The following is a 24,083-nucleotide window of genomic DNA, read 5'->3' on the forward strand; positions in this document are numbered from 1 at the left end:
AGTAAGGAATCTCTAAACCCAAGAGATTCCGGACATTTCGTTCCTCAATTCCGCAATAACATTTCTAATTCTGTTCGATCAATCCAGTCCCATATCTTCAATACGTTTGGCAATCAAGCGGCTACACTCCTCCTTCACAATCGCCCGCAACCACTCTTGCGCAGGAGAATGCTCGCACCGAGGATGCCAAATCAACGAGTAATCAAATGGCGTAAACTGGAACGGTAGAGGTTTAACCACGAGCTCATAACGCTCAGCCACCAAGTAGGCCAAATCAGCTGGAACAGTAATAATAAGAGGCATGGTATCAACAATCGCCAACGCAGCCTCAAGATGATAAGCACGCAATACCATGCGGCGCTGAGGATGATCAACGAGAGCTTGTTCTATTAACGCTTTAACGCCATCGCTCACTGCAATCATCGCGTGAGGATAGCTGAGGTAGTCCTCTAAGCTCATCTCGGTATCAGCCAATGGATGGTGTTTAGAAAGCAAACAAAACACCCCTACACGACCAATCACTTCACTACACAGTGGATCAACTTCCCCGATAGGACGACAGATCGCAAGGTCAGCGCCTTCGTACGTGAGCTGATCAGCCAATCGGTCATGCTGCAACGGCAAAAAATTCAACGAAACCAGTGGCGCTTCTTGATAGATACGCGGCAAAGCAAACGGCAAAATGGTTTGCATAGCGTAATCCGTCGTCGCGATGGTAAAAGTTTGCTCACAACGTTGTGGATCGAACTCACGTGGAGATAGTAATTGACGCAATGATTCCAATGGGTCACCCAAACGGGCGTTAATTTCTAATGCTTTTTCGGTTGGAATGAGTTGCTGACCCTGACGAGTAAACAGAGGGTCATTAAGCAAAGTACGTAAACGGCCTAAGACTCGGCTCATTGCTGATTGGCTTAAATTAAGGCGAGTCGCCGCTTTGCTAACACTGCTTTCTTCAATCAGCACCCGTAGGGCAACCAACAAATTCAAGTCACGACGATAGATATCTTCTAGTTCCACTACTGGCACCCAAGCTCGATTAATGATCTAAGTGTACTATTAACAAGTAGAAGTTATCGAGCCATCATCACGATATCAACAAGACTTTGTGAGCAAATTTTAGATAAAAAAATCCCGCCTTTCGGCGGGGAAGCCCAAGAAAACTGGGGATAGTGTCGGAATGTAGTAGTGTGGAAACAATACCTGTGCGTATATAACCAGCGCGATAAAGCAATATTTGTCTCTGGACTCCTTAAGCCAAATCCCTACAATTATGGCGAGAGTCGTCAATTCAATACTGCATGCTTAATGCGGTGAAGATTTCATCGACTCATTATCGCGGCAGACGATAAAAAGCACAGAATGAAACTTCTTGATTACAGCTATTGTTATCAACTTGTTAATTAAATTAAAACAAAATGATCACTTTGCCAAGTGATTATTGAATATTTTTTCTCCACGAGTATTATCTACCGCCTCATAAAGCAAACAAGTGACGACCATGACATTCAATCCAGAACAGGTTACACATACTCTAGAGGCAGAAGGACTACGCTGCCCAGAACCAGTGATGATGGTCAGGAAGACAATCCGTAACATGCAAGTTGGTGATGTGCTATTGGTGAAAGCCGATGACCCCTCTACGACTCGTGATATTCCAAGTTTTTGCCGCTTTATGGATCACCAATTAATGGCAGCGCAAACCGAACAGTTGCCTTACCAATATCTGATCAAGAAAGGATTAGATTAAGCTCATATCATTGCTATCGAGCGTGGTGATAAAAGCATAGAATGAAAAACGGCTGCCTAGGCAGCCGTTTGGTTATTCGTCGTATTCTATCGTTCGGATTTCGGATTGCAGCTTATGGATTTGTTTTTGCATCGAGCGCATTTCTTCATGCATCGGAATAATATGAGCGATGCGAATCCACGATTCCACCGCTAACCCAGCTAAAATTATCGCTCCAGCCACCATCGGCAACCACATGTCGGTGAGCATCATTCCTAGAAGTGTCAGCACCAAACCAAAAGTAAATAGATAGCTTTGACTCTTCGGGGACATCCCCATATAACGTGTCAGCATAATATCGCCCTCCACCACTATTGCTATGGTTAAAGTAGCATGACAATGATGACACTTATATGTCATCGGTCACGCATTTCACCGATTCTACCTGCTGGTTTTGTGTCTATTTATGACTCAGTCGCTCGGCGAATCAAACCAAGTGAACCACAATAAAAGCAGCGTAAAAAAGGCCCTAACCAAAGGTTAGAGCCTAATCGAATTTAGGTCACTTTAATCGAGCGATTATTAACTACGTGGTTTTAAATCCAACACGTGCAATAGACGTTCAGGCGTACCTTCCCAAATCATAGGACGACCTTTCGGGTTGTCTTTTGTCCACCAACCAGTAAAGCGCTTAGTGTTGTATTGGTAGAAGTTAGGACCAGACAAGACCGGAACCGTGACTTGATTTTCCGCAATCAACGCCTGGATATTATGCGCAATTTGACGTTGCTCTTGGCTATCTGCTGTTTTGTAGAAGCTGTCTAGCAACTTATCCAAATCGGCATTTTTCCAATGGTGCATTGCAAAGCGCGGCATACCTTCAGAACTCTGTAAGCGTGAGTGGTAACCACTATCCCAATAAGTATGAGGCGTTGGACCATGGAAGTAGTTGGTGTAAGCAATGTCGTAATCTGCATTAATCATCGCATTATTGTAGATAGAGAAGTCCGGTGTACGAGCTTTCACTTTGATGCCCACTTCAGCTAACTGCTCAGTCGCCAACATAACGGTGTTGTTAAAGTCAGTCCAACCTTGCGGTGATTGAATGCTCAACTCAAACTTCTCACCCGATGGTGATTCTACAAAGCCGTCGCCATCAATATCTTTATAGCCCGCTTCTGCTAAAGCCGCTTTGGCTTTTTCTGCTGAATAAGTCATAAATGGCTTGTACTTGTTATGCGTTTTTTCATCAGACCACGTTTCAAACGCGTAACCTAGACCTGATGCAAAATCATTAAGCACTGCGTTACCGTAGTTAGCAATATCGATCAATGTTTGGCGATCCAGAGCCATTGAGAATGCTCGGCGGAACTCGATATCACTCAATACTTCGTGTTTTACTTTATCTTTTGACTCGTAGTTAAACACGAACGCCTGTGTGCCTGCTGGTGGATACCAGTAACCATGATCAGGTGACGCAGCAAGGTAGGTTTGATCAATATCAGGAACAAACGAGCCACCCCAGTCAATGTTTGAGTTCATCAACTCACCCAACACTTGGTCGTTATGATTCATTTGCGGTACACGCAAACAGTCAACATCTAGGTTGGCATTATCCCAGTAATTCGGGTTACGACACTGCAAGAACAAGGTTGAAGTAAATTGAGGCAGCTCGGTAAATGGACCAGTACCAATTGGGTTCGGGTTCATAAATGCCGCGGGATCGTCAACGCTCTTCCATTGATGCTCTGGCACAACCGGTACTAAAGCAATTTCGTAGCTGATGTTGGTGTTCACTTCATTAAGATGGAAGCGCACTTGGTACTGGCCTAGCTTTTCCACAGACTTAATTTTGGTATTGATACCGCGATCATCAATATTTGGGTTCGCTTGAACAAGGTTAAAGGTAAACACGACGTCATCAGCGTCAAACGTTTCACCATCAGACCATTTCACCCCCTCACGCAAATCAAAGGTAATGCTGAGCAAATCTTTGCTCATTTCATAGTTGGTTGCGAGACGAAACTCTGGAACATTACCCTTTAGTTCATTAAACACCACCAGCGGTTCAAAAATGAAATCACGCGCGGTATGCAAACGTGAAACCGCGTACGGGTTAAAGTTACGGATCAATGAAGGGTTATGGTTTGGGATAATCGTCAATTTAGACAGGCTATCCAAATCAGCAGCAACCACAGATTGCGCTGATAGAGTCAATGCAGAGGCGATCACTGCAGAGAGTAGAGTGGTTTTCATAGCGATACCTTATGAATGGATACGCACACAAAATAACCACTTTCTAAACCAGCAGCAATCCAACCAAAATCACCAAATAAAACAGAAGGTTGCACCGTTGTTACATCCAACCTCTCATTTGATACTTGAGCGACGTAGTTTTCTCTCTCTGAGCGATAAATAAGCGATTCAATTCAAATTTTATGTTTCAAAATGGTATAAAATTACAACAATCAAATAAAAACCCAAACGCTTACTCATTAGCAATAAATGCGAGCTGATTAAAATTTCAACACTCAATTATTGCCATTCATGCTTGTTTCTAAGACTTATAAAACCTCTCTTTATTAAGCATAAAATGCCGCGCCAATCGCCAAACCAACAAACAGCACCGCGCTAATACGACGAATAAGAGCCAAAGGTAGTTTGTTAGCTGACATTTTACCCATCAATACGACAGGCACATTCGCCAACATCATTCCTAAGGTGGTTCCAATGATAACCATCAGCAATGCATCAGCGTATTGAGCGCCTAAGATTGAGGTGGCAATTTGAGTTTTGTCGCCGATCTCTGCAATGAAAAAGACTACAAAGCTAGTGAGAAAAGCACTGCGGCCAGAGTAGGTTTTCTCCTCATCAAGTTTATCGGGAATCAAAACCCAACCCGCCATCAATAAGAAGCTCACTACCACAACCCAGCGTAAAACTTGTGGTGACAAATAATCGGCGATCACGACACCGAGCCACGCGGCTAAGGCATGATTAATCAAGGTCGCAAAGAGAATCGCAATAATAATCGGAATGGGTTTACGATAACGACTGGCAAGAACCAAGGACAATAATTGGGTTTTGTCGCCGATTTCCGCGATCGCAACCGTGGTTAAAGATAGAACTAATACACTCACAACATGCTCATTCAGGGCGGGGATTATTATAATTAATACCAAAGACAAACCTCACTCCCCACCCTGGTTCATGATGATTTGTCTAAGGTCTTGCTAAACTTGTCGAGGTTGACAAGTCTTGGACGCCATGGTGATTTTGCACCAATTATGTTGACGAACAAACCAAACTCATCAGACGATGAATTCAGCAAGCTACTCCCCAAAGACCGCGCAATTTTAGTCAGTCCAGTAACCCACCGCAACCCCCGAGATGTAACTAAAAATGGCCCTTTGAATTCGATTTAAGCAGATTAACGTTAAATATGCGGAGAAATGGGCAAAGTTAACCTTTCTGGCTATGAAATAAGCAACATTGCCTCTACTCCCATCTACAATATCTGGGTATACTTGATTGTTATTTTTTTTAAATCATTCAGAAGAATCGCGCGAACCTGACTATGCAAAAATACGATATCAAAACCTTCCAGGGAATGATCCTCGCGCTGCAGGATTATTGGGCTCAAAATGGTTGTACGATTGTTCAACCGCTAGATATGGAAGTAGGTGCTGGCACCTCTCACCCAATGACATGTCTACGTGCACTTGGCCCTGAGCCAATGGCAACGGCGTATGTTCAACCTTCACGTCGTCCGACCGATGGTCGCTACGGTGAAAACCCGAACCGTCTGCAGCACTACTATCAATTCCAAGTAGCTCTAAAACCATCTCCAGATAACATTCAGGAGTTGTACCTAGGCTCACTTGAAGTTCTTGGTGTCGATCCGCTTGTTCACGATATTCGCTTTGTAGAAGACAACTGGGAAAACCCAACATTGGGTGCTTGGGGTCTTGGCTGGGAAGTTTGGCTAAACGGTATGGAAGTAACGCAGTTTACTTACTTCCAACAAGTTGGCGGCCTAGAGTGTAAGCCTGTAACTGGCGAGATCACTTACGGTATCGAGCGTCTAGCAATGTACATTCAGGAAGTAGATTCTGTTTACGACCTAGTATGGAACGTCGCACCAGACGGTTCAAACGTCACTTACGGTGATATTTTCCACCAAAATGAAGTTGAGCAATCAACCTACAACTTTGAACACGCAGATGTTGAATTCCTATTCAGCTTCTTCGAACAGTGTGAGAAAGAGTGTAAGCAGCTACTAGAACTTGAGAAGCCGCTACCACTACCAGCTTACGAGCGCATCCTAAAAGCAGGCCATGCTTTTAACTTATTAGACGCACGTAAAGCCATCTCAGTAACTGAGCGTCAACGTTACATCCTCCGTATCCGCGATTTGACTAAGTCAGTCGCAGAAGCGTACTACGCATCGCGTGAAGCACTGGGTTTCCCAATGTGCCGCTCTGCAGAACAAAAAGCGAATAACGAGGAGAAGTAACCCATGGCACACAATTTTCTAATTGAACTAGGTACCGAAGAGCTGCCACCGAAAGCACTTCGCTCACTAGCAGAAGCGTTTGCCGCAAACTTTGCAGCAGAGCTAAACAATGCTGAAATCGCATTTGACGATCTTAAATGGTACGCGACCCCTCGCCGTCTTGCGCTTAAAGTGGCAAACCTAGCAGCAAGCCAAGCAGACAAAATCGTTGAAAAACGTGGTCCTGCTGTTTCTGCAGCGTTTGATACAGAAGGCAACGCAACCAAAGCAGCTCAAGGTTGGGCGCGTGGTTGTGGCATCACTGTTGACCAAGCAGAGCGCATGGTGACAGATAAAGGTGAATGGCTACTGTTCAAACAAGAAGTGAAAGGTCAGCCAGTTAAAGAGCTTGTGGTCGATTTTGCTGCGAAAGCACTCGCAAACCTACCAATCCCTAAAGCGATGCGCTGGGGTAACTCTGACATTCAATTTATTCGCCCAGTAAAAACGCTAACGATTCTGCTTGGTGATGAGCTAATCGAAGGTGAAATCCTTGGCGTGGCGTCTGCACGTACTCTACGTGGTCACCGCTTCATGGGTGAGCGTGAGTTCACCATTGATTCTGCCGATCAATACCCTGCAATTCTCGAAGAGCGCGGTAAAGTAATGGCAGATTACGATGCGCGTAAAGCCATCATCCTTGCTGATGCTCAAAAAGCAGCAGCAGCGGTGGGTGGTGTCGCGGATCTAGAAGATGACTTGGTTGAAGAAGTAACTTCATTGGTTGAATGGCCAGTTGTGCTAACCGCCAAATTTGAAGAAGAGTTCCTAAAAGTCCCTTCTGAAGCGTTGGTTTACACCATGAAAGGTGACCAAAAGTACTTCCCTGTCTACGATGACAACAAGAAGCTACTACCAAACTTCATCTTTGTATCAAACATTGAGTCGAAAGAACCTCGCCACGTTATCGAAGGTAACGAGAAAGTCGTTCGTCCACGTCTAGCGGACGCGGAATTCTTCTTCAATACTGACCGTAAGAGCCCACTGATTGATCGCCTGCCGCAACTTGAAACGGCTATCTTCCAGAAGCAGCTTGGTACGATCAAAGACAAGACAGACCGCATCACTGAGCTTGCTGGCTACATTGCTGAGCAAATCGGTGCTGACGTTGAGAAATCTCAACGTGCTGGCCTGCTAGCGAAATGTGACCTAATGACCTCGATGGTATTCGAATTTACCGATACCCAAGGCGTTATGGGCATGCACTACGCAACGCATGATGGTGAAGATGAGCAAGTTGCACTGGCACTTTACGAGCAATACATGCCTCGTTTCGCTGGTGATGACCTACCAAGCACGGGTATCTCTTCAGCGGTCGCAATGGCAGACAAGCTAGACACTATCGTGGGCATCTTCGGTATTGGCCAAGCACCAAAAGGTTCTGACCCGTTTGCACTACGTCGTGCATCTCTTGGTGTACTACGTATCATCGTTGAAAACGGTTACAACCTAGACCTCGTTGATTTGATTGCTAAAGCGAAATCGCTACTTGGCGACAAACTAACTAACGCTAACGTTGAAGCTGACGTACTTGAATTCATGCTAGGTCGTTTCCGCGCATGGTACCAAGACGCAGGTTTTAGCATCGACATCATTCAAGCGGTATTGGCACGTCGTCCAACTAAACCGGCTGATTTCGATCAACGCGTTAAAGCGGTATCTCACTTCCGTGAACTAGAAGCAGCAGAAGCACTGGCAGCCGCGAACAAACGTGTAGGTAACATCCTGGCGAAATTCGATGGCGAACTAGCAGCTGAAATCAATCTAGCTCTACTTCAAGAAGATGCAGAGAAAGCTCTGGCTGAAAGTGTTGAAGTAATGACAGAAGCACTAGAACCTGCATTCGCAACGGGTAACTACCAAGAAGCACTAAGCAAACTGGCAGACCTACGTGAGCCAGTAGATGCATTCTTCGACAACGTTATGGTAATGGCAGATGACGAAGCGTTGAAAACCAACCGTCTTACGTTGCTAAACAACCTACGTAACCTATTCCTACAAATTGCAGATATTTCTCTACTGCAAAAGTAGTCAACCAAGATCGCGGGCTTGTAATTAAGTACGCGATATTCTGGTGTGATAAAAGCCCAACTCATTGAGTTGGGCTTTTTTTATTGAATCGCCATTTTGTGCTTTGCGTCTCTTATTCATTGCGGTATGTTCAAGGATTACTCGATTCGTCAGCAATGTACTGACGCCACGCACATGAAAGCAAACACAATGTATTAGGTTTAACAGCACATGCAGTTCTCTAAATTTGGTGAAAAATTCAATCAGTACTCTGGTATTACCCAGTTAATGGACGATCTTAACGATGGCCTGCGCACGCCTGGTGCCATCATGCTTGGTGGGGGCAATCCAGCCGCCATTCCAGACATGCTCGATTACTTTCATCAAGCCAGTGACGAGATGCTCGCCAACGGAGAACTCATCGCCGCCTTGGCCAATTATGATGGGCCACAAGGTAAAGACGCCTTTGTAAAATCGTTGGCGCACCTGTTCCGTGAAACCTACGGCTGGGACATCAGTGAGAAAAACATCAGTCTGACCAATGGTAGCCAAAGTGGCTTTTTCTACCTGTTTAACTTGTTGGCAGGCACACAAACTGATGGGTCACACAAAAAAATCTTACTGCCACTTGCACCAGAATACATCGGCTATGGCGATGCAGGCATCGATGAAGATATCTTTATCTCCTACCAACCGGAGATTGAGCTACTGGATAACGGCTTATTCAAATATCACGTCGATTTTGAACAGCTAACGGTAGATGATTCGATTGCCGCGATCTGCGCATCACGCCCAACCAACCCAACCGGTAATGTACTGACCGACGAAGAAATTCACAAACTGGATAAATTGGCGCGCCAACACAATATCCCACTGCTCATTGATAACGCCTACGGCTTGCCGTTCCCAAATATCATTTTTGAAGATGTGCAGCCATTTTGGAATGAAAACACCATCTTGTGCATGAGCTTGTCGAAACTGGGCCTCCCCGGCGTGCGTTGTGGCATTGTGATCGCCAATGAAGCCATAACTTCAGCAATGACCAATATGAATGGCATCATCAGCTTAGCGCCAAGCAGTGTCGGCCCTGCCTATGCCAATCATATGATCGAGAAAGGCGATTTACTCAAGCTCAGTACCGATGTGATCAAGCCTTTTTATCAACAGAAAGCCCTGCGTGCGGTCGAGCTATTACAACAAGCGATCACCGACGAGCGCTTTCGCATCCATAAACCAGAAGGCGCTATATTCCTTTGGTTATGGTTTGATGAACTGCCGATCACGACCATGGAACTGTATGCGCGTTTGAAAGCACGTGGTGTATTGATTGTGCCAGGAGAGTATTTCTTTATTGGCCAAGAGGAAGGTTGGGATCATGCCCATCAATGCTTACGTATGAATTATGTGCAAGAGGATGAGATGATGCAAAACGGCATTACGATCATCGCAGAAGAAGTGACAAAGGCTTACTTAGGCCAGTAATCCAAAGCACCAATACTAAAAGAGCGCCCTTTTCCTTCTCGGAATGGCGCTCTTTCTCATTCTATGACCTGCGACTTTCGCAAATATTGGCGATCTTTGGCTAGTGATTAATTGTTATCAATCAGCTGGCTGCCGCCAATGGCAATCTTACGAGGCTTCATTGCTTCTGGGATCTCGCGTACAAGATCAATGTGCAGTAAGCCATTTTCCATCGAAGCACCGGCCACCTTAACGTAATCCGCTAATTGGAATTTACGTTCAAAATCACGCTCAGCAATGCCTTGATAAACGTAGTTTTTGCCTTCTTCCGCTTTACGCTCACCCTTTACGATCAACATATTTTCATTCTGAGTCAGATCAAGCTGCTCTTCAGCAAAACCAGCAACCGCCATAGTGATACGGAAGTTATGCTCATCTTTTTGTTCAATGTTATACGGAGGGTAACCGCCAGATGTGTTTTTCGCTGTTTGGTTTTCCATCAAGTTGAACAGACGGTCAAAACCAATTGCATTGCGGTATAGTGGTGAGAAATCAACATTACGCATAAACCTATCCTCTTAATAAGCAATAGTCTTAGCTCTTAAATGAGCTAAGGGATTTGTAACCACACTCCTCAGGCCACGTGGGACTCGGGGACATGGGTTCAAATTAGTGTAAATTTTTGGCCAACGACAAATCCTCTATTGAGCGATCTTAGTTGGTTATTCCAGAGGGGCTGTTCTTCTCTTGTTGAGCAAGCTAGCCATCGCTCTTCATTAATAGATATATGACCCGATCCAACCACTTTCAAGCGATGTGCTGAAAATTTTTTCTTTGTAACCCAAGATCCCTGACTCTTTTATCTCGTTCTTCTTCAATAAAAAACGCAGACATTACTGTCTGCGTTTTTAAATTTAGACGACAAATCAGCGTCTACACATCCAAGTTGGCAACCTTCAGTGCGTTCTCTTCGATGAAGTTACGACGTGGCTCAACTTGGTCGCCCATCAAGGTAGTAAACAACTGGTCTGCGCCAACCGCATCTTCAATTGTTACTTGCATCATGCGACGCGTTTCTGGGTCCATAGTGGTTTCCCAAAGCTGATCTGGGTTCATCTCACCTAGACCTTTGTAGCGTTGTAGGCTTAGGCCACGACGCGACTCTTTGATTAGCCACTCTAGTGCAGCAGCAAAGCTTGTCACTGGCTGAGTACGCTCACCACGTTTAATGTACGCGCCCTCTTCAATCAGGCCATCTAACGCTTCAGAAAGAGAGGCTAGTTTACCGTATTCTTTTGAATTCAGTAGATCTGCGCTCAATGGGTAGTAGTGCGTCACACCGTGAGTACGAACAACGATCTTAGGTAAGAAGATACCCAACTCTTCGTTTGCTTCCACTTCAAAGCTGTATTGGCTTGCGCCGACTTCTTTTGCATTAAGTTGATCAACGAGGTTTTGAGTCCACGCTTGAACTGCAGCGGTATCTTTACACTGTTCAACCGTAATGCGCGGGATGTAAAGCAGTTCATGAATCATCGCACGAGGGTAACGACGGCTCATACGATCAACTAGCTTAATCGTCGCATTGTATTGTTGAACTAGCTTCTCTAGTGATTCACCAGATAGTGCAGGCGCTTTTGGGTTAACGTGCAGTGCAGCGTTATCCAGTGCCAACGACACTTGATACTGGTTCATTGCATCTTCATCTTTGATGTACTGCTCTTGCTTACCTTTCTTCACTTTGTAAAGTGGTGGCTGAGCGATGTAGATGTAACCACGTTCAATCAACTCTGGCATTTGACGGTAGAAGAAGGTCAACAGTAGCGTACGAATGTGCGAACCATCGACGTCAGCATCCGTCATGATGATGATGTTGTGGTAACGCAGTTTATCTGGGTTGTATTCGTCACGACCGATACCACAGCCTAGTGCTGTGATAAGCGTTGCCACTTCTTGAGAAGAAAGCATCTTATCGAAGCGCGCTTTCTCTACGTTTAGGATTTTACCTTTTAGTGGCAGAATCGCTTGGTTCTTACGGTTACGCCCCTGCTTGGCTGAGCCGCCAGCAGAGTCCCCTTCCACAATGTAGAGTTCAGAAAGCGCAGGGTCTTTCTCTTGGCAGTCTGCCAATTTACCTGGAAGACCGGCTAAATCTAATGCGCCTTTACGACGAGTCATTTCACGAGCTCGACGAGCGGCTTCACGAGCACGCGCTGCATCGATGATTTTTGAACAAACCATCTTAGCTTCAGTTGGGTTCTCAATTAGGAACTCAGCCAGTTTCTCACCCATTGCTGATTCAACTGCAGATTTCACTTCAGATGAAACCAGTTTGTCTTTGGTTTGGCTTGAGAATTTTGGATCAGGCACTTTCACTGAAACAACCGCAGTTAGACCTTCACGTGCATCATCACCTGAAGTCGCAGTTTTCGCTTTCTTAGAGAAGCCTTCTTTATCCATGAATGAGTTTAGCGTACGCGTTAGTGCTGCACGGAAACCCGCAAGGTGAGTACCACCATCGCGTTGAGGGATGTTGTTAGTGAAACAGTAGATGTTCTCTTGGAAACCATCGTTCCACTGCATCGCTACTTCAACGGTGATGCCATCTTCACGTTCGAAATCGAAGTGGAAAATTTTATCAATGATTGGCGTTTTATTGGTATTTAGGTGCTCAACGAAAGCTTGGATACCACCTTCAAACTCAAAGTGGTCACTCTTATCTTCTTCACGCTCATCGATCAATTTAATTGATACACCTGAGTTCAAGAAAGAGAGTTCGCGTAGACGCTTGGCAAGAATATCGTAATGGAATTCAAGAACGTTAGTAAACGTTTGATCACTTGGCCAAAAACGGATTTTTGTACCGGTTTTTTCGGTATCGGCAATCACCGCAAGAGGCGCTTGAGGCTCACCATGGCAGTAAGTCTGTGTATGAACATGACCACCACGCCAAATCGTTAGTTCTACTTTTTCTGATAGTGCGTTTACTACTGAAACACCTACGCCGTGTAGACCGCCCGATACTTTGTACGAGTTATCATCAAACTTACCACCAGCGTGAAGAACCGTCATGATAACTTCAGCTGCTGAAACGTTCTCTTCTGGGTGCAATTCGGTTGGAATGCCACGACCATCATCACTGACTGAAACTGAGTTATCCTCATGGATTGTCACAACGATGTCTTTACAGTGACCAGCCAACGCTTCATCAATTGAGTTATCTACCACCTCAAAAACCATGTGGTGAAGACCGGTGCCATCATCCGTGTCGCCGATGTACATACCTGGACGCTTACGAACCGCATCCAGACCCTTCAGTACTTTAATACTCGATGAATCGTAATTTTCAGACATGAATTATCTTCCGCTATTTATCGTTGCTCTATTGTGCCATGTTCCACATGGAACATCTTGCCATTCTCACCGCGCATGTCGGCAATATGGCTTTCGGTTATAGAACTTACAAAAACTTGAGCCCCCGTCTCCTTTAAGCAGTCTGCGAGACGCTTACGACGTTGACTATCTAATTCCGATGCAAAGTCATCAATGAGGTAAATGCATTGCTTTCCGGTCATTTCCGTTAAGTGTTGTCCTTGCGCGACGCGCAATGCACACACCATCAACTTAAGTTGACCACGTGATAGCACATCTTCAACTGGTGTTGCGTTTACCTTAATGCGTAGATCTGCTTTGTTTGGCCCACTAAAGGTGTAACCTAACGATTGATCACGCTCGAAGTTTTTCTCAAGGATTTCTTGATAAGGCGTGTCCTTATCCCACCCTCGATAATACTTCAATTGAATATCAAATTCTGGCAAAAATAGCTTACATAGTTGCTCAGCTTTGGCGCTCATTTGCTCGATATACAGAGCCCGCCATTGGCTTATATTCTCAGCCAAACGCGCCATCTCTTGATCCCAGTAACTGAGTTCTCGATAACTACGCGCGGTTTTCAGTAACGCATTGCGTTGCTTGTTTAATCGCTTAAAACGACCCCAAGCATCAAAAAAGGCGCTTTCGGTATGGAAGACACCCCAATCAATAAATGCACGGCGATGCTTCGGCCCATCGGTCAACAAATCAAACCCTTCAGGATGAATAAGTTGCAATGGTAACACCTGAGCTAACTGAGCTAATTTTTGCCCAGATTGACCGCCTATTTTAACCTCTGTCGTGCCATCGCGCTGCTTATTAATGCCAATTGGTAGCTCAAATTGATCCGAGTTCAAAAAACGGCCATGTACAAACAGCTCGTCACACTCATTTTGGATCACGCGTCCAGTTAGCGAACTCTTAAAAGAGCGGCCATGTCCGAGCAAATAAATCGCTTCCAAGACACTGGTTTTACCGCTGCCGTTCGGGCCAATAAGAAAGTTAAAGCCTGCTGATAGGTCAATATCACAGGCTTTAATGTTTCGAAATTGCTGAATAATAAGACGAGAAAGCGGCATGCTAGAGTCTAATTGGCATCACCACGTAGAGTGCGCTGTCATCATCAGCGTTTTCAATCAACGCACTGGCGTTGGCATCTGACATTGATAAGCGTACTTTTTCGCAACGAAGCGTATTGAGCACATCCAGAACATAACTCACGTTAAAGCCGATTTCGATCGCATCACCTTCAAAGGTCACGTCTAACATCTCTTCCGCTTCTTCTTGCTCTGGGTTATTCGCCGTAATGCGCATTTCGTTATCAGCGAGATTAACGCGCACACCACGGAATTTTTCATTGGAAAGAATCGCCGCACGAGAAAAGGCTTGGCGCAACTCATCACAACCCGCTTCTAGCGTTTTAGTGGTAGTTTGCGGCATTACGCGGCGATAATCAGGGAAACGGCCATCCACTAACTTAGAGGTGAAGACAAAGTTGTTCACTTCTGCGCGGACGTTTGAACTACCAATTTGCAAAACAACCGGCTGCTCAGGTGCATCCAGCAGTTTCACCAATTCTTGTACGCCTTTACGCGGAACGATGATCTGCTTAGTAGCAAAATCAGCGCCTAGAGAAACTAAAGAAACCGCCATACGGTGACCATCGGTCGCCACGCTACGTAGTGTAGTACCATCAATTTCAAACAGCATGCCGTTAAGGTAATAACGTACATCTTGGTTCGCCATAGAGAATTGTGTCTTCTCAATCAAACCGCGCAGTTCTGCTTGGGTCAGTGATACTTCAACTTCACTTTGCCAATCTTCAATATTAGGGAAATCATTCGCTGGCAATGTCGCCAATGAGAAGCGACTACGGCCAGAGCGCACTTGAACGCGATCGCCTTCTAAAATAAAGGTGATTACAGAGTCATCAGGCAAACCACGGCAAATATCGAGGAACTTACGCGATGGCACAGTAATACTACCGGCTTCAAAATCCCCTTCGAGCGTGACACGGCTGATCAACTCTACTTCTAAATCGGTGGCCGTCATGGATAAGGTATTTTCTTCAACCTTAAGCAAGAGGTTACCTAAGATAGGCAGTGTTGGACGCCCACCTAAAGCACCCGACACTTGTTGCAGGGGTTTAAGTAGATGACTACGTTCAATGGAAAATTTCATAATGCGCTCTTGTTTGAATTCGTTATGGCTTTACGTTTGGCTACGATTCTTTAGCCAATATTAGCAACTGTCTAGAATACCGCGAATTACGATGAAAGGGTACGAATCAAGTTAGAGTAATCTTCTTTGATATCGTGGCTTTCTTCACGCAGTTGAGCGATTTTACGACATGCATGCAGTACCGTTGTATGGTCACGACCACCAAATGCATCGCCAATTTCAGGCAAGCTGTGGTTGGTCAACTCTTTCGATAGTGCCATTGCTAACTGACGAGGACGCGCAACAGAACGTGAGCGGCGTTTTGACAGTAAGTCAGCCACTTTAATCTTGTAGTATTCCGCTACGGTTTTTTGAATATTGTCGATGGTAACCAGCTTCTCTTGCAGAGCCAGCAAGTCACGCAATGCCTCACGTACAAAATCAATCGTGATTGGGCGACCGGTAAAATTGGCATTAGCAATCACGCGGTTCAATGCGCCTTCTAGTTCACGAACATTTGAACGTAGACGTTTCGCAATAAAGAACGCCACTTCATCGGCGAGATGAATTTGGTGATCTTCCGCTTTCTTCATCAAGATCGCCACGCGCGTTTCAAGCTCAGGTGGCTCGATCGCAACCGTAAGACCCCAGCCAAAACGTGATTTTAGGCGATCTTCTACGCCATTGATCTCTTTCGGGTAACGGTCAGACGTTAGAATGATCTGTTGGTTTCCTTCCAATAACGCATTGAAGGTATGGAAGAATTCTTCTTGAGATCGCTCTTTATTGGCAAAGAATTGAATATCATCGATAAGTAATGCATCAACACTGCGATAGTAGCGTTTGAATTCTTCAATCGCATTATTTTGCAATGCTTTCACCATGTCTTGTACGAAGCGCTCTGAGTGCATGTAGATAACTTTCGCGTTTGGCTTGTTATCAATAATCGCATTACCAACCGCATGCAATAGGTGGGTTTTACCCAAACCAGTGCCGCCATACAAAAACAGTGGATTGTACGCCGTACCTGGGTTATCTGACACCTGACGAGCCGCAGCCAAACCAAGTTGGTTAGATTTACCTTCCACGAAGTTATTAAACTTGTGCTTTGGATTGACGTTTGAACGGTGGTTAATATCCGCCAACGCTTTGTCATCATCCCAAGTTTTATGTACCGGCTTACGCGCTTGTAGCTGCGCTGGAGCTGAAGATTCAGCCGCCACATCCGCTGGTGTGCGTTTGGTCGGCGCAGGTTTTGGCGCTTCGACTGGACGACTACCTACTTCAAAACGTAAGTTCGGGATATCGTTACCGCAGTATTCTTGCAGTAGACGATTAATACTATTGAGATACTTATCGCGTACCCAATCCAATACAAAACGGTTAGGTGCAAATAAGGTAAGTGTATTATCACTGAGCTCCGCTTGTAGCGGACGTACCCACATACTGAATTCTGTAGCTGGTAGCTCTTCTTGAAGCTGTTGCAAACATTGCAACCAAAGCGAAGATGACACAGTGCCCCCACTCGAAGTAAATAGATCGGAAAAGATTGGCGATTTTACCTGTTGATAACCAAGATCACCAGCGATTGATCGGTGATCCAGTGAATAAGATCCAAGTTATTCACAATTTTTTTGTCATTATTCGCTGGATCATCACACCTCACCCCAGCCTTACCCACAATTTGATCCACATTTGGGCTTTTTTCCCCAGATCATCACTTTGGTGATAACTCTGTGAATGAATGTTTTTTTTAGCACGTTATCCACAACGTCGTCTTAACTAAATCCGTAGCGTCTAATCATTGATTCACTTCATGGTGGATAAATATCTATCAATAAACTTATTACTAACCTGTCTAGGTTATCACTCTTGGTTATTTATCTAATCAAGCCGCTAGACAGTAGTATTTATTTCCATAATTACATGGAGTCACAATATGAAAAACTGGATTAAAGCAGCCGTTGCTGCCATCGCTCTCTCTGCTGCCACCGTTCAAGCTGCCGATGCCGCCATTACTGAGGTTAAGGTCGGTATGTCGGGCCGTTACTTCCCATTTACCTTTGTGGAAAAAGATAAATTACAAGGGTTTGAAGTGGATTTATGGGATGAAATAGGTCAACGAAATGGTTATCAAATAGAGTACGTTACGGCGAGTTTTTCTGGTTTATTTGGCTTACTGGAAACCGGAAGAATCGATACCATTTCCAACCAAATTACTATAACGGATGCGCGCCAGGCTAAGTTCCTGTTTGCCGATCCGTATGTGGTTGATGGCGCACAAATCACCGTTCGTAAAGGCAATGACGGTATTCAATCAGTCGATGATCTCGCAGGCAAAACCGTGGCGGTCAATCTAGGATCGAACTTTGAGCAGCTACTGCGTAGCTACGATAAAGAAAATAAAATTACGATCAAAACCTACGATACCGGTATCGAGCACGATGTCGCGTTAGGTCGCGCCGATGCATTTGTGATGGACCGTCTCTCTGCACTAGAGTTAATTAAAAAGACCGGATTACCGCTGCAACTTGCTGGTGAACCATTTGAAACCATCGAAAACGCTTGGCCATTTATCGACAACGCTCGAGGTAAGCAATTACAAGGCGAAGTAAACCAAGCTTTGGCTGACATGCGTGCCGATGGCACCCTGAAAACCATTTCTGAAAAATGGTTTGGTGCTGATATCACTCATTAAGCCCCCAGCAGCACCATTAACAACAATAAAGGTGGAATCTGATTCCACCTTTTGTTTTCTCTTTTAGGTAGGAATTTATGGGATTCGATTTTAACTACATGCTGGAACTGATACCGATCCTGCTTAAATATCTCGGTACCACGATGGAAATGGCCACGCTAGGATTGGTTTTCGCCCTCACTTTAGCGGTGATATTGGCCAATATTCGTGTGTTTCGCATTCCAGTGCTTGATCAACTCAGTCAGCTCTACATTAGTTTTTTCCGTGGCACACCACTACTGGTGCAATTATTCCTACTTTACTATGGCTTGCCGCAAATTTTTCCAATCATGGTGGGGGTTGATGCATTCAGCGCTGCTGTTATTGGCCTGACTTTGCACTTTGCTGCGTATATGGCAGAAACCATACGAGCTGCGATTATTGGCATTGATCGCAGCCAGATGGAAGCGAGTTTGTCGGTTGGGATGACGACTTCACAGGCAATGCGTCGCATTATTTTGCCGCAAGCAACCCGAGTCGCTCTGCCATCATTGATGAATTATTTTATCGATATGATCAAATCAACTTCGCTGGCATTTACCTTAGGTGTGGCGGAAATCATGGCCAAAGCGCAGATGGAAGCCTCGTCCAGTTTTCGCTTTTTTGAAGCATTTTTAGCCGTTGCTTTGATTTATTGGGGCGTAGTCGTGATTTTGACCCGTGTGCAAACATGGGCGGAAGTAAAATTAAATAGGGCCTATCTACGATGATCAGATTAAATAATATTCATAAACATTTTGCTAATACCGAGGTGCTAAAAGGCATCAATCTTGAGATTAGCAAAGGTGAGATCATTGTCATTATTGGTTCAAGTGGCACCGGTAAATCGACTTTATTGCGCTGTGTGAACTTCTTAGAGCAGGCCGACCAAGGTTCGATTCAAATTGATGATGTGACGGTAGATAGCGTTAAACACACCAAAGCAGAAGTGCTATCACTACGACGAAAAACTGCCTTTGTGTTTCAAAACTATGCGCTATTTGCCCATATGACGGCACGACAAAACATTGCCGAAGGTTTGATCACAGTTCGGGGTTGGAAAAAAAGTGAAGCATTAAAAAAAGCGCAACAAATCCTTGATAATATTGGACTTGGTGACAAAGGAGATAGTTATCCAGCCGCGCTTTCTGGCGGTCAACAGCAACGAGTTGGGATCGGTAGAGCAATGGCATTGCAGCCAGAATTGCTATTATTTGACGAGCCAACTTCCGCACTCGACCCAGAATGGGTCGGAGAAGTATTGCAGTTGATGAAGCAACTCGCCACTCAACATCAAACCATGTTGGTGGTAACACACGAAATGCAATTTGCTAAGGAAGTCGCGGATCGCGTGATCTTCATGGCAGATGGTCATATTGTTGAACAAGGATCGCCTCAAGAGCTGTTCAATAATCCACAAGATCCAAGATTGAAAAAATTTCTCAATCAAGTGGCCGCAGAATAAAGATCAAGATAAGGATCGTTTGATCCTTGAGATTTTGCTCACACTACGTATAATCGCTCGACGCGGAATTTCACACACATGAGTCGTTGACACAATTTGTGAGTGTGATTACAATTCCGCCTCTTTGTTGAGAGGCGTCGGTTGTCCTCTATATATATAAAGAAGACTACATGCCCACGCCGGGTTAACTAAAGAACCTAAAACTACTGATCAGTAAGGTATTAATCATGAAACGCACTTTTCAACCTACAGTTCTAAAGCGCAAGCGTACTCACGGCTTCCGTGCACGCATGGCTACTAAGAACGGCCGTAAGGTTATCAATGCACGTCGTGCAAAAGGCCGTGCGCGCCTGTCAAAATAATAATTAATTTATTTTGAATACGTACGCGTTCAATCGGGAGTTACGCTTGTTAACTCCCGAGCATTATCAAAACGTCTTCCAGCAAGCTCATCGAGCAGGCTCACCTCATTTCACCATCATCGCACGCAATAATAACCTATCTCACCCTCGACTAGGTTTGGCTGTTCCTAAGAAGCAAATCAAAACTGCTGTTGGTCGCAACCGCTTTAAGCGTCTATCTCGTGAAAGTTTCCGTAATCATCAACATCAACTTCCAAACAAAGATTTTGTTGTAATTGCCAAGAAATCTGCGCAAGATTTAAGCAATGACGAAATGTTTAACCTATTTGAAAAGCTATGGCAGCGTCTGTCTCGCCCATCACGTGGCTAGCCATCGGCGTCGTCCGACTCTATCAAGGCCTCATTAGTCCTCTAATCGGACCACGCTGTCGTTTCCATCCAACTTGCTCTACTTACGCTGTAGAAGCGCTGAAAGCTCACGGTTTTGTAAAAGGATGTTGGTTATCCAGCAAACGTCTATTAAAATGCCACCCTCTAAGTGAAGGGGGCTTTGACCCCGTTCCACCAATTCAAAAACAAGACAGAGATAAATAACGATGGATTCTCAACGTAATATCCTGTTAATCGCTCTGGCTTTGGTGTCCTTTCTACTTTACCAGCAATGGAATGTAGCTAAGAATCCAGCGCCGCAAGCGATTGAACAGGCTCAATCAAGCAGCTCCCTACCTGCACCATCTTTTGCCGATGAGCTTGACCCAGCGCCATCTCAACAGGCAGCTGCAAAAATCATTACTGTAACAACGGATGTATTAACTCTGTCTATTGATGCGGTTGGTGGTGATGTTGTTCAAGCTGATCTAAACCAATACTCAGCAGAATTAGATTCTCCAGAGCGTTTTGAGCTACTGAAAAACGAACCTGGTCATCAATTTATTGCTCAAAGTGGCCTTGTTGGCCCACAAGGCATCGATCTAAGCAGCACTAATCGTCCTGCTTACACAGTTAGCGCTGACAGCTTTACGCTCGCGGATGGTCAAGATGAACTACGCATCCCAATGACTTACGCGGCAAACGGCCTTGAGTACACAAAAACTATCATCCTAAAACGCGGCAGCTACGCTGTTAACGTTGAATACGATGTAGTCAACAACTCTGGTAACAACGCCACTTTCGGTATGTACGCTCATCTACGTCAAAACGTAATGGATGACGGCGGCAGCATTACAATGCCAACTTACCGTGGCGGTGCTTACTCAACGCAAGACGTTAACTACAAGAAATACAGCTTTGACGATATGCAAGATCGCAACCTGTCTCTTAACCTGACTGATGGTCAAGGTTGGGCAGCAATGATCCAGCACTACTTCGCATCAGCTTGGATTCCTCGTGATGAACCTGGTACTAACTTGTACACCCGTGTGATTGGCAACCTTGCTGACATCGGTGTGCGCATGCCAAATAAAACCATCGCAACAGGTGATACCGCAAACTTCACAGCAACATTATGGGTTGGTCCTAAACTACAAACTCAAATGGCTGAAGTTGCTCCGCACCTAGACCTAGTAGTTGACTACGGTTGGTTATGGTTTATCGCGAAGCCACTGCACTCACTATTGTCATTTATTCACGGTTTCGTGGGTAACTGGGGTGTGGCAATCATCTTCCTAACGTTCATTGTTCGTGGTGCTATGTACCCACTAACAAAAGCGCAATACACCTCTATGGCAAAAATGCGCATGCTACAACCTAAGTTGGCAGCAATGCGTGAACGTATTGGCGATGACCGTCAACGTATGAGCCAAGAGATGATGGAACTGTACAAGAAAGAGAAAGTAAACCCGCTAGGCGGCTGTTTACCTCTAATTCTACAGATGCCTATCTTCATTGCTCTTTACTGGGCACTAATGGAATCGGTTGAGCTTCGTCACTCGCCATTCTTCGGTTGGATTCACGATCTATCAGCGCAAGACCCTTACTACATCTTGCCGCTACTGATGGGTGCATCAATGTTCATGATTCAAAAAATGAGCCCAACAACCGTTACTGACCCAATGCAGCAGAAGATCATGACCTTTATGCCGGTTATGTTTACTTTCTTCTTCCTGTTCTTCCCGTCAGGCCTAGTTCTGTACTGGTTGGTATCGAACATCGTGACGCTTATCCAGCAATCGCTAATTTATAAAGCGCTGGAAAAGAAAGGCTTACACACTAAGTAAGCAATAAATCAAAGACAAAGGCGGCCAAAAGGTCGCCTTTTTTATTTGAGCTGATTACAATTCAGCTAATCATGTTTTTATCATGCCGAAATGGCACATTGAACCACAGGCACTCTTTATGACTACAGATACCATTGTCGCTCAAGCTACCGCACCTGGTCGTGGCGGTGTCGGTATTATTCGCGTCTCAGGCCCGTTGGCCGAGAAAGTCGCACTTGAAGTCGCAGGCAAAACTCTGCGTCCTCGCTACGCGGAATATCTGCCATTTTGCGATGAAGCAGGCAACCAACTAGACCAAGGCATCGCGCTCTATTTTCCGAACCCTCATTCTTTTACTGGTGAGGATGTTTTAGAGCTACAAGGCCATGGTGGTCCAGTAGTCATGGATATGCTGATTAAGCGCATTCTAAAAATTGACGGCATTCGCACCGCCCGTCCAGGAGAGTTCTCAGAACGCGCTTTCTTGAATGACAAACTGGATTTGGCGCAAGCCGAAGCGATTGCAGACCTTATTGATGCCAGCTCGGAAGAAGCCGCCAAATCAGCACTTCAGTCACTGCAAGGTGCATTCTCACAACGTATTAATACCTTGGTCGATTCCCTTATCTATCTGCGTATCTATGTCGAAGCCGCGATTGATTTCCCTGAAGAAGAAATTGATTTTCTGGCAGACGGCAAAGTCTCTGCTGATTTACAGGCCATCATTGATAACCTCGCAGCCGTACGCCAAGAGGCTAACCAAGGTTCTATCATGCGTGAAGGCATGAAGGTGGTGATAGCAGGCCGTCCTAACGCGGGTAAATCAAGCCTACTGAATGCCTTGTCAGGTAAAGAATCTGCCATTGTGACTGATATTGCCGGTACAACACGTGATGTTTTACGTGAACATATCCATATTGATGGCATGCCGTTACACATTATTGATACCGCCGGATTGCGTGAAGCGTCCGATGAAGTAGAAAAAATTGGTATTGAACGCGCTTGGGATGAAATAAAACAAGCCGATCGTGTCCTTTTTATGGTTGATGGCACCACCACGGATGCAACCGATCCAAAAGAAATCTGGCCTGATTTTGTTGATCGTTTACCTGATAGCATCGGCATGACGGTCATTCGCAACAAAGCGGATCAAACCGGTGAAGATCTTGGTATCTGCCATGTCAACATGCCAACACTTATCCGTCTATCCGCGAAGACAGGCGAAGGGGTCGATGCATTGCGTAGTCACTTAAAAGAGTGCATGGGCTTTGCTGGTGGCCACGAAGGTGGCTTTATGGCTCGTCGTCGTCATTTAGAGGCACTAGAAAAAGCCGCCAATCACCTCGATATCGGTCAAGAGCAGCTTGAAGGCTACATGGCGGGGGAAATTTTAGCGGAAGAACTGCGTATCGCTCAGCAGCACCTCAATGAAATCACCGGTGAATTCAGCTCTGACGACCTACTTGGACGTATCTTCTCTTCATTCTGTATCGGTAAATAATCGAATCACGCGTCCTTGAGGCGCGTTTTTTATTTTGTCTCACCAACGTTTTCATAACGAAGCATTGGCAATAAGGAAATCAAATGATTCATATCATTACTGGCAGTACCCTAGGTGGTGCTGAGTATGTCGGTGATCATCTTAGTGATCTGCTGATAGAAAAAGGCTTTGAAACGACCATTCACAATCAGCCTAAATTGGATGAGATCAAGAATGATGGTGCTTGGTTGATCATCACTTCAACCCATGGTGCCGGTGACTATCCTGACAATATCCGTCCATTTATTGAGGCGCTACAAACGACTCCTCCAAAGATGGCCGAGGTTAAATTTGCCGTACTGGCGATTGGTGATTCAAGCTACGATACCTTTTGTGCCGCCGGTAAACATGCCCATGAACTGCTATTAGATATCGGGGCAAATGCCATTTCTGACTGTTTTACCATCGATATATTGGCACATTCCGTTCCGGAAGATGCTGCAGAAGCTTGGTTAAGCGATAATCTTAGCCAGTTTTAAGCATCAATTTGCTTTATAAGGTCAGCGCTTGCTGGCCTT

The 24,083-nt window shown here is 45.1% G+C and carries 22 protein-coding genes; 13 read left to right on the forward strand and 9 right to left on the reverse strand.

Annotated elements, in window-relative coordinates; translation table 11 throughout:
* Positions 1 to 78: 78 nt before the first annotated feature.
* On the reverse strand, positions 79 to 1,020 hold the full coding sequence (locus tag RH85_RS16160; protein ID WP_006713775.1) for a LysR family transcriptional regulator: 942 nt from the start codon (positions 1,018 to 1,020) through the stop codon (positions 79 to 81).
* Between the two features lie 481 nt (positions 1,021 to 1,501).
* Between RH85_RS16160 and tusA the strand changes: the two genes are divergently transcribed.
* The gene (tusA, locus tag RH85_RS16165; RefSeq protein WP_006713776.1) at positions 1,502 to 1,750 is read left to right on the forward strand and encodes a sulfurtransferase TusA; all 249 of its coding nucleotides are present in this window, start codon (positions 1,502 to 1,504) and stop codon (positions 1,748 to 1,750) included.
* Between the two features lie 72 nt (positions 1,751 to 1,822).
* On the opposite strand, the gene RH85_RS16170 is transcribed toward tusA, so the two are convergent.
* From RH85_RS16170 to RH85_RS16180, 3 genes are all read right to left on the reverse strand, one after another.
* Positions 1,823 to 2,083, reverse strand: a complete 261-nt coding sequence (locus RH85_RS16170; protein ID WP_006713777.1) for a hypothetical protein — start codon at positions 2,081 to 2,083, stop codon at positions 1,823 to 1,825.
* 228 nt (positions 2,084 to 2,311) lie between these two features.
* The gene (locus RH85_RS16175) at positions 2,312 to 3,985 is read right to left on the reverse strand and encodes an ABC transporter substrate-binding protein (RefSeq protein ID WP_006713778.1); all 1,674 of its coding nucleotides are present in this window, start codon (positions 3,983 to 3,985) and stop codon (positions 2,312 to 2,314) included.
* Between the two features lie 326 nt (positions 3,986 to 4,311).
* Positions 4,312 to 4,869 (reverse strand): TMEM165/GDT1 family protein, encoded by a 558-nt coding sequence (locus RH85_RS16180; RefSeq protein WP_006713779.1) that lies wholly within the window; start codon positions 4,867 to 4,869, stop codon positions 4,312 to 4,314.
* Positions 4,870 to 5,306: 437 nt separating this feature from the next.
* On the opposite strand from RH85_RS16180, the gene glyQ reads away from it, so the two are divergent.
* From glyQ to RH85_RS16195, 3 genes are all read left to right on the forward strand, one after another.
* Positions 5,307 to 6,245: a glycine--tRNA ligase subunit alpha gene (gene glyQ, locus RH85_RS16185; protein WP_006713780.1), complete on the forward strand. Its 939-nt coding sequence runs from the start codon at positions 5,307 to 5,309 to the stop codon at positions 6,243 to 6,245.
* 3 nt (positions 6,246 to 6,248) lie between these two features.
* Positions 6,249 to 8,315 carry a glycine--tRNA ligase subunit beta gene (gene glyS, locus RH85_RS16190; protein ID WP_006713781.1) on the forward strand — a complete coding sequence of 689 codons (2,067 nt, stop codon included), beginning with the start codon at positions 6,249 to 6,251 and terminating at the stop codon, positions 8,313 to 8,315.
* Positions 8,316 to 8,525: 210 nt separating this feature from the next.
* Positions 8,526 to 9,776, forward strand: a complete 1,251-nt coding sequence (locus RH85_RS16195; RefSeq protein WP_006713782.1) for a valine--pyruvate transaminase — start codon at positions 8,526 to 8,528, stop codon at positions 9,774 to 9,776.
* Between the two features lie 107 nt (positions 9,777 to 9,883).
* On the opposite strand, the gene RH85_RS16200 is transcribed toward RH85_RS16195, so the two are convergent.
* From RH85_RS16200 to dnaA, 5 genes are all read right to left on the reverse strand, one after another.
* Positions 9,884 to 10,321, reverse strand: a complete 438-nt coding sequence (locus tag RH85_RS16200; RefSeq protein ID WP_005597308.1) for an Hsp20 family protein — start codon at positions 10,319 to 10,321, stop codon at positions 9,884 to 9,886.
* A gap of 367 nt (positions 10,322 to 10,688) precedes the next feature.
* Positions 10,689 to 13,109: a DNA topoisomerase (ATP-hydrolyzing) subunit B gene (gene gyrB / locus RH85_RS16205; protein ID WP_006713783.1), complete on the reverse strand. Its 2,421-nt coding sequence runs from the start codon at positions 13,107 to 13,109 to the stop codon at positions 10,689 to 10,691.
* A 17-nt stretch (positions 13,110 to 13,126) separates the two neighbouring features.
* Positions 13,127 to 14,206, reverse strand: a complete 1,080-nt coding sequence (gene recF, locus RH85_RS16210; RefSeq protein ID WP_006713784.1) for a DNA replication/repair protein RecF — start codon at positions 14,204 to 14,206, stop codon at positions 13,127 to 13,129.
* 1 nt (position 14,207) lies between these two features.
* A complete protein-coding gene (gene dnaN / locus RH85_RS16215; protein WP_005597301.1) occupies positions 14,208 to 15,308 on the reverse strand; it encodes a DNA polymerase III subunit beta in 1,101 nt (366 codons plus the stop codon).
* A gap of 86 nt (positions 15,309 to 15,394) precedes the next feature.
* Entirely contained in the window at positions 15,395 to 16,801 is a 1,407-nt protein-coding gene (gene dnaA / locus RH85_RS16220) for a chromosomal replication initiator protein DnaA (RefSeq protein WP_006713785.1), read from the reverse strand.
* 425 nt (positions 16,802 to 17,226) lie between these two features.
* Here dnaA and RH85_RS16225 point away from each other — a divergent pair, with 425 nt between their 5' ends.
* From RH85_RS16225 to mioC, 9 genes are all read left to right on the forward strand, one after another.
* The gene (locus RH85_RS16225; protein ID WP_006713787.1) at positions 17,227 to 17,985 is read left to right on the forward strand and encodes an amino acid ABC transporter substrate-binding protein; all 759 of its coding nucleotides are present in this window, start codon (positions 17,227 to 17,229) and stop codon (positions 17,983 to 17,985) included.
* A 77-nt stretch (positions 17,986 to 18,062) separates the two neighbouring features.
* Complete coding sequence (locus RH85_RS16230) at positions 18,063 to 18,734, forward strand: amino acid ABC transporter permease (RefSeq protein WP_006713788.1); 672 nt, start codon at positions 18,063 to 18,065, stop codon at positions 18,732 to 18,734.
* Entirely contained in the window at positions 18,731 to 19,468 is a 738-nt protein-coding gene (locus tag RH85_RS16235; RefSeq protein ID WP_006713789.1) for an amino acid ABC transporter ATP-binding protein, read from the forward strand. Before RH85_RS16230 ends, RH85_RS16235 begins: the two co-directional genes overlap by 4 nt.
* A gap of 227 nt (positions 19,469 to 19,695) precedes the next feature.
* The gene (rpmH, locus tag RH85_RS16240; RefSeq protein ID WP_005378825.1) at positions 19,696 to 19,830 is read left to right on the forward strand and encodes a 50S ribosomal protein L34; all 135 of its coding nucleotides are present in this window, start codon (positions 19,696 to 19,698) and stop codon (positions 19,828 to 19,830) included.
* A 46-nt stretch (positions 19,831 to 19,876) separates the two neighbouring features.
* Positions 19,877 to 20,200, forward strand: a complete 324-nt coding sequence (gene rnpA, locus RH85_RS16245) for a ribonuclease P protein component (protein WP_231893138.1) — start codon at positions 19,877 to 19,879, stop codon at positions 20,198 to 20,200.
* Positions 20,167 to 20,424 carry a membrane protein insertion efficiency factor YidD gene (gene yidD, locus RH85_RS22425; protein ID WP_006713790.1) on the forward strand — a complete coding sequence of 86 codons (258 nt, stop codon included), beginning with the start codon at positions 20,167 to 20,169 and terminating at the stop codon, positions 20,422 to 20,424. Before rnpA ends, yidD begins: the two co-directional genes overlap by 34 nt.
* A 2-nt stretch (positions 20,425 to 20,426) precedes the next feature.
* On the forward strand, positions 20,427 to 22,046 hold the full coding sequence (yidC, locus tag RH85_RS16250; protein WP_006713791.1) for a membrane protein insertase YidC: 1,620 nt from the start codon (positions 20,427 to 20,429) through the stop codon (positions 22,044 to 22,046).
* Between the two features lie 118 nt (positions 22,047 to 22,164).
* Positions 22,165 to 23,526, forward strand: coding sequence for a tRNA uridine-5-carboxymethylaminomethyl(34) synthesis GTPase MnmE (gene mnmE / locus RH85_RS16255; protein WP_006713792.1), 1,362 nt, complete (start codon positions 22,165 to 22,167; stop codon positions 23,524 to 23,526).
* An 83-nt stretch (positions 23,527 to 23,609) separates the two neighbouring features.
* Positions 23,610 to 24,044 (forward strand): FMN-binding protein MioC, encoded by a 435-nt coding sequence (gene mioC / locus RH85_RS16260; protein ID WP_006713793.1) that lies wholly within the window; start codon positions 23,610 to 23,612, stop codon positions 24,042 to 24,044.
* Positions 24,045 to 24,083 lie beyond the last annotated feature (39 nt).

The sequence above is a fragment of the Vibrio ichthyoenteri ATCC 700023 genome, from assembly GCF_000222605.1.
GTDB lineage: Bacteria > Pseudomonadota > Gammaproteobacteria > Enterobacterales > Vibrionaceae > Vibrio > Vibrio ichthyoenteri.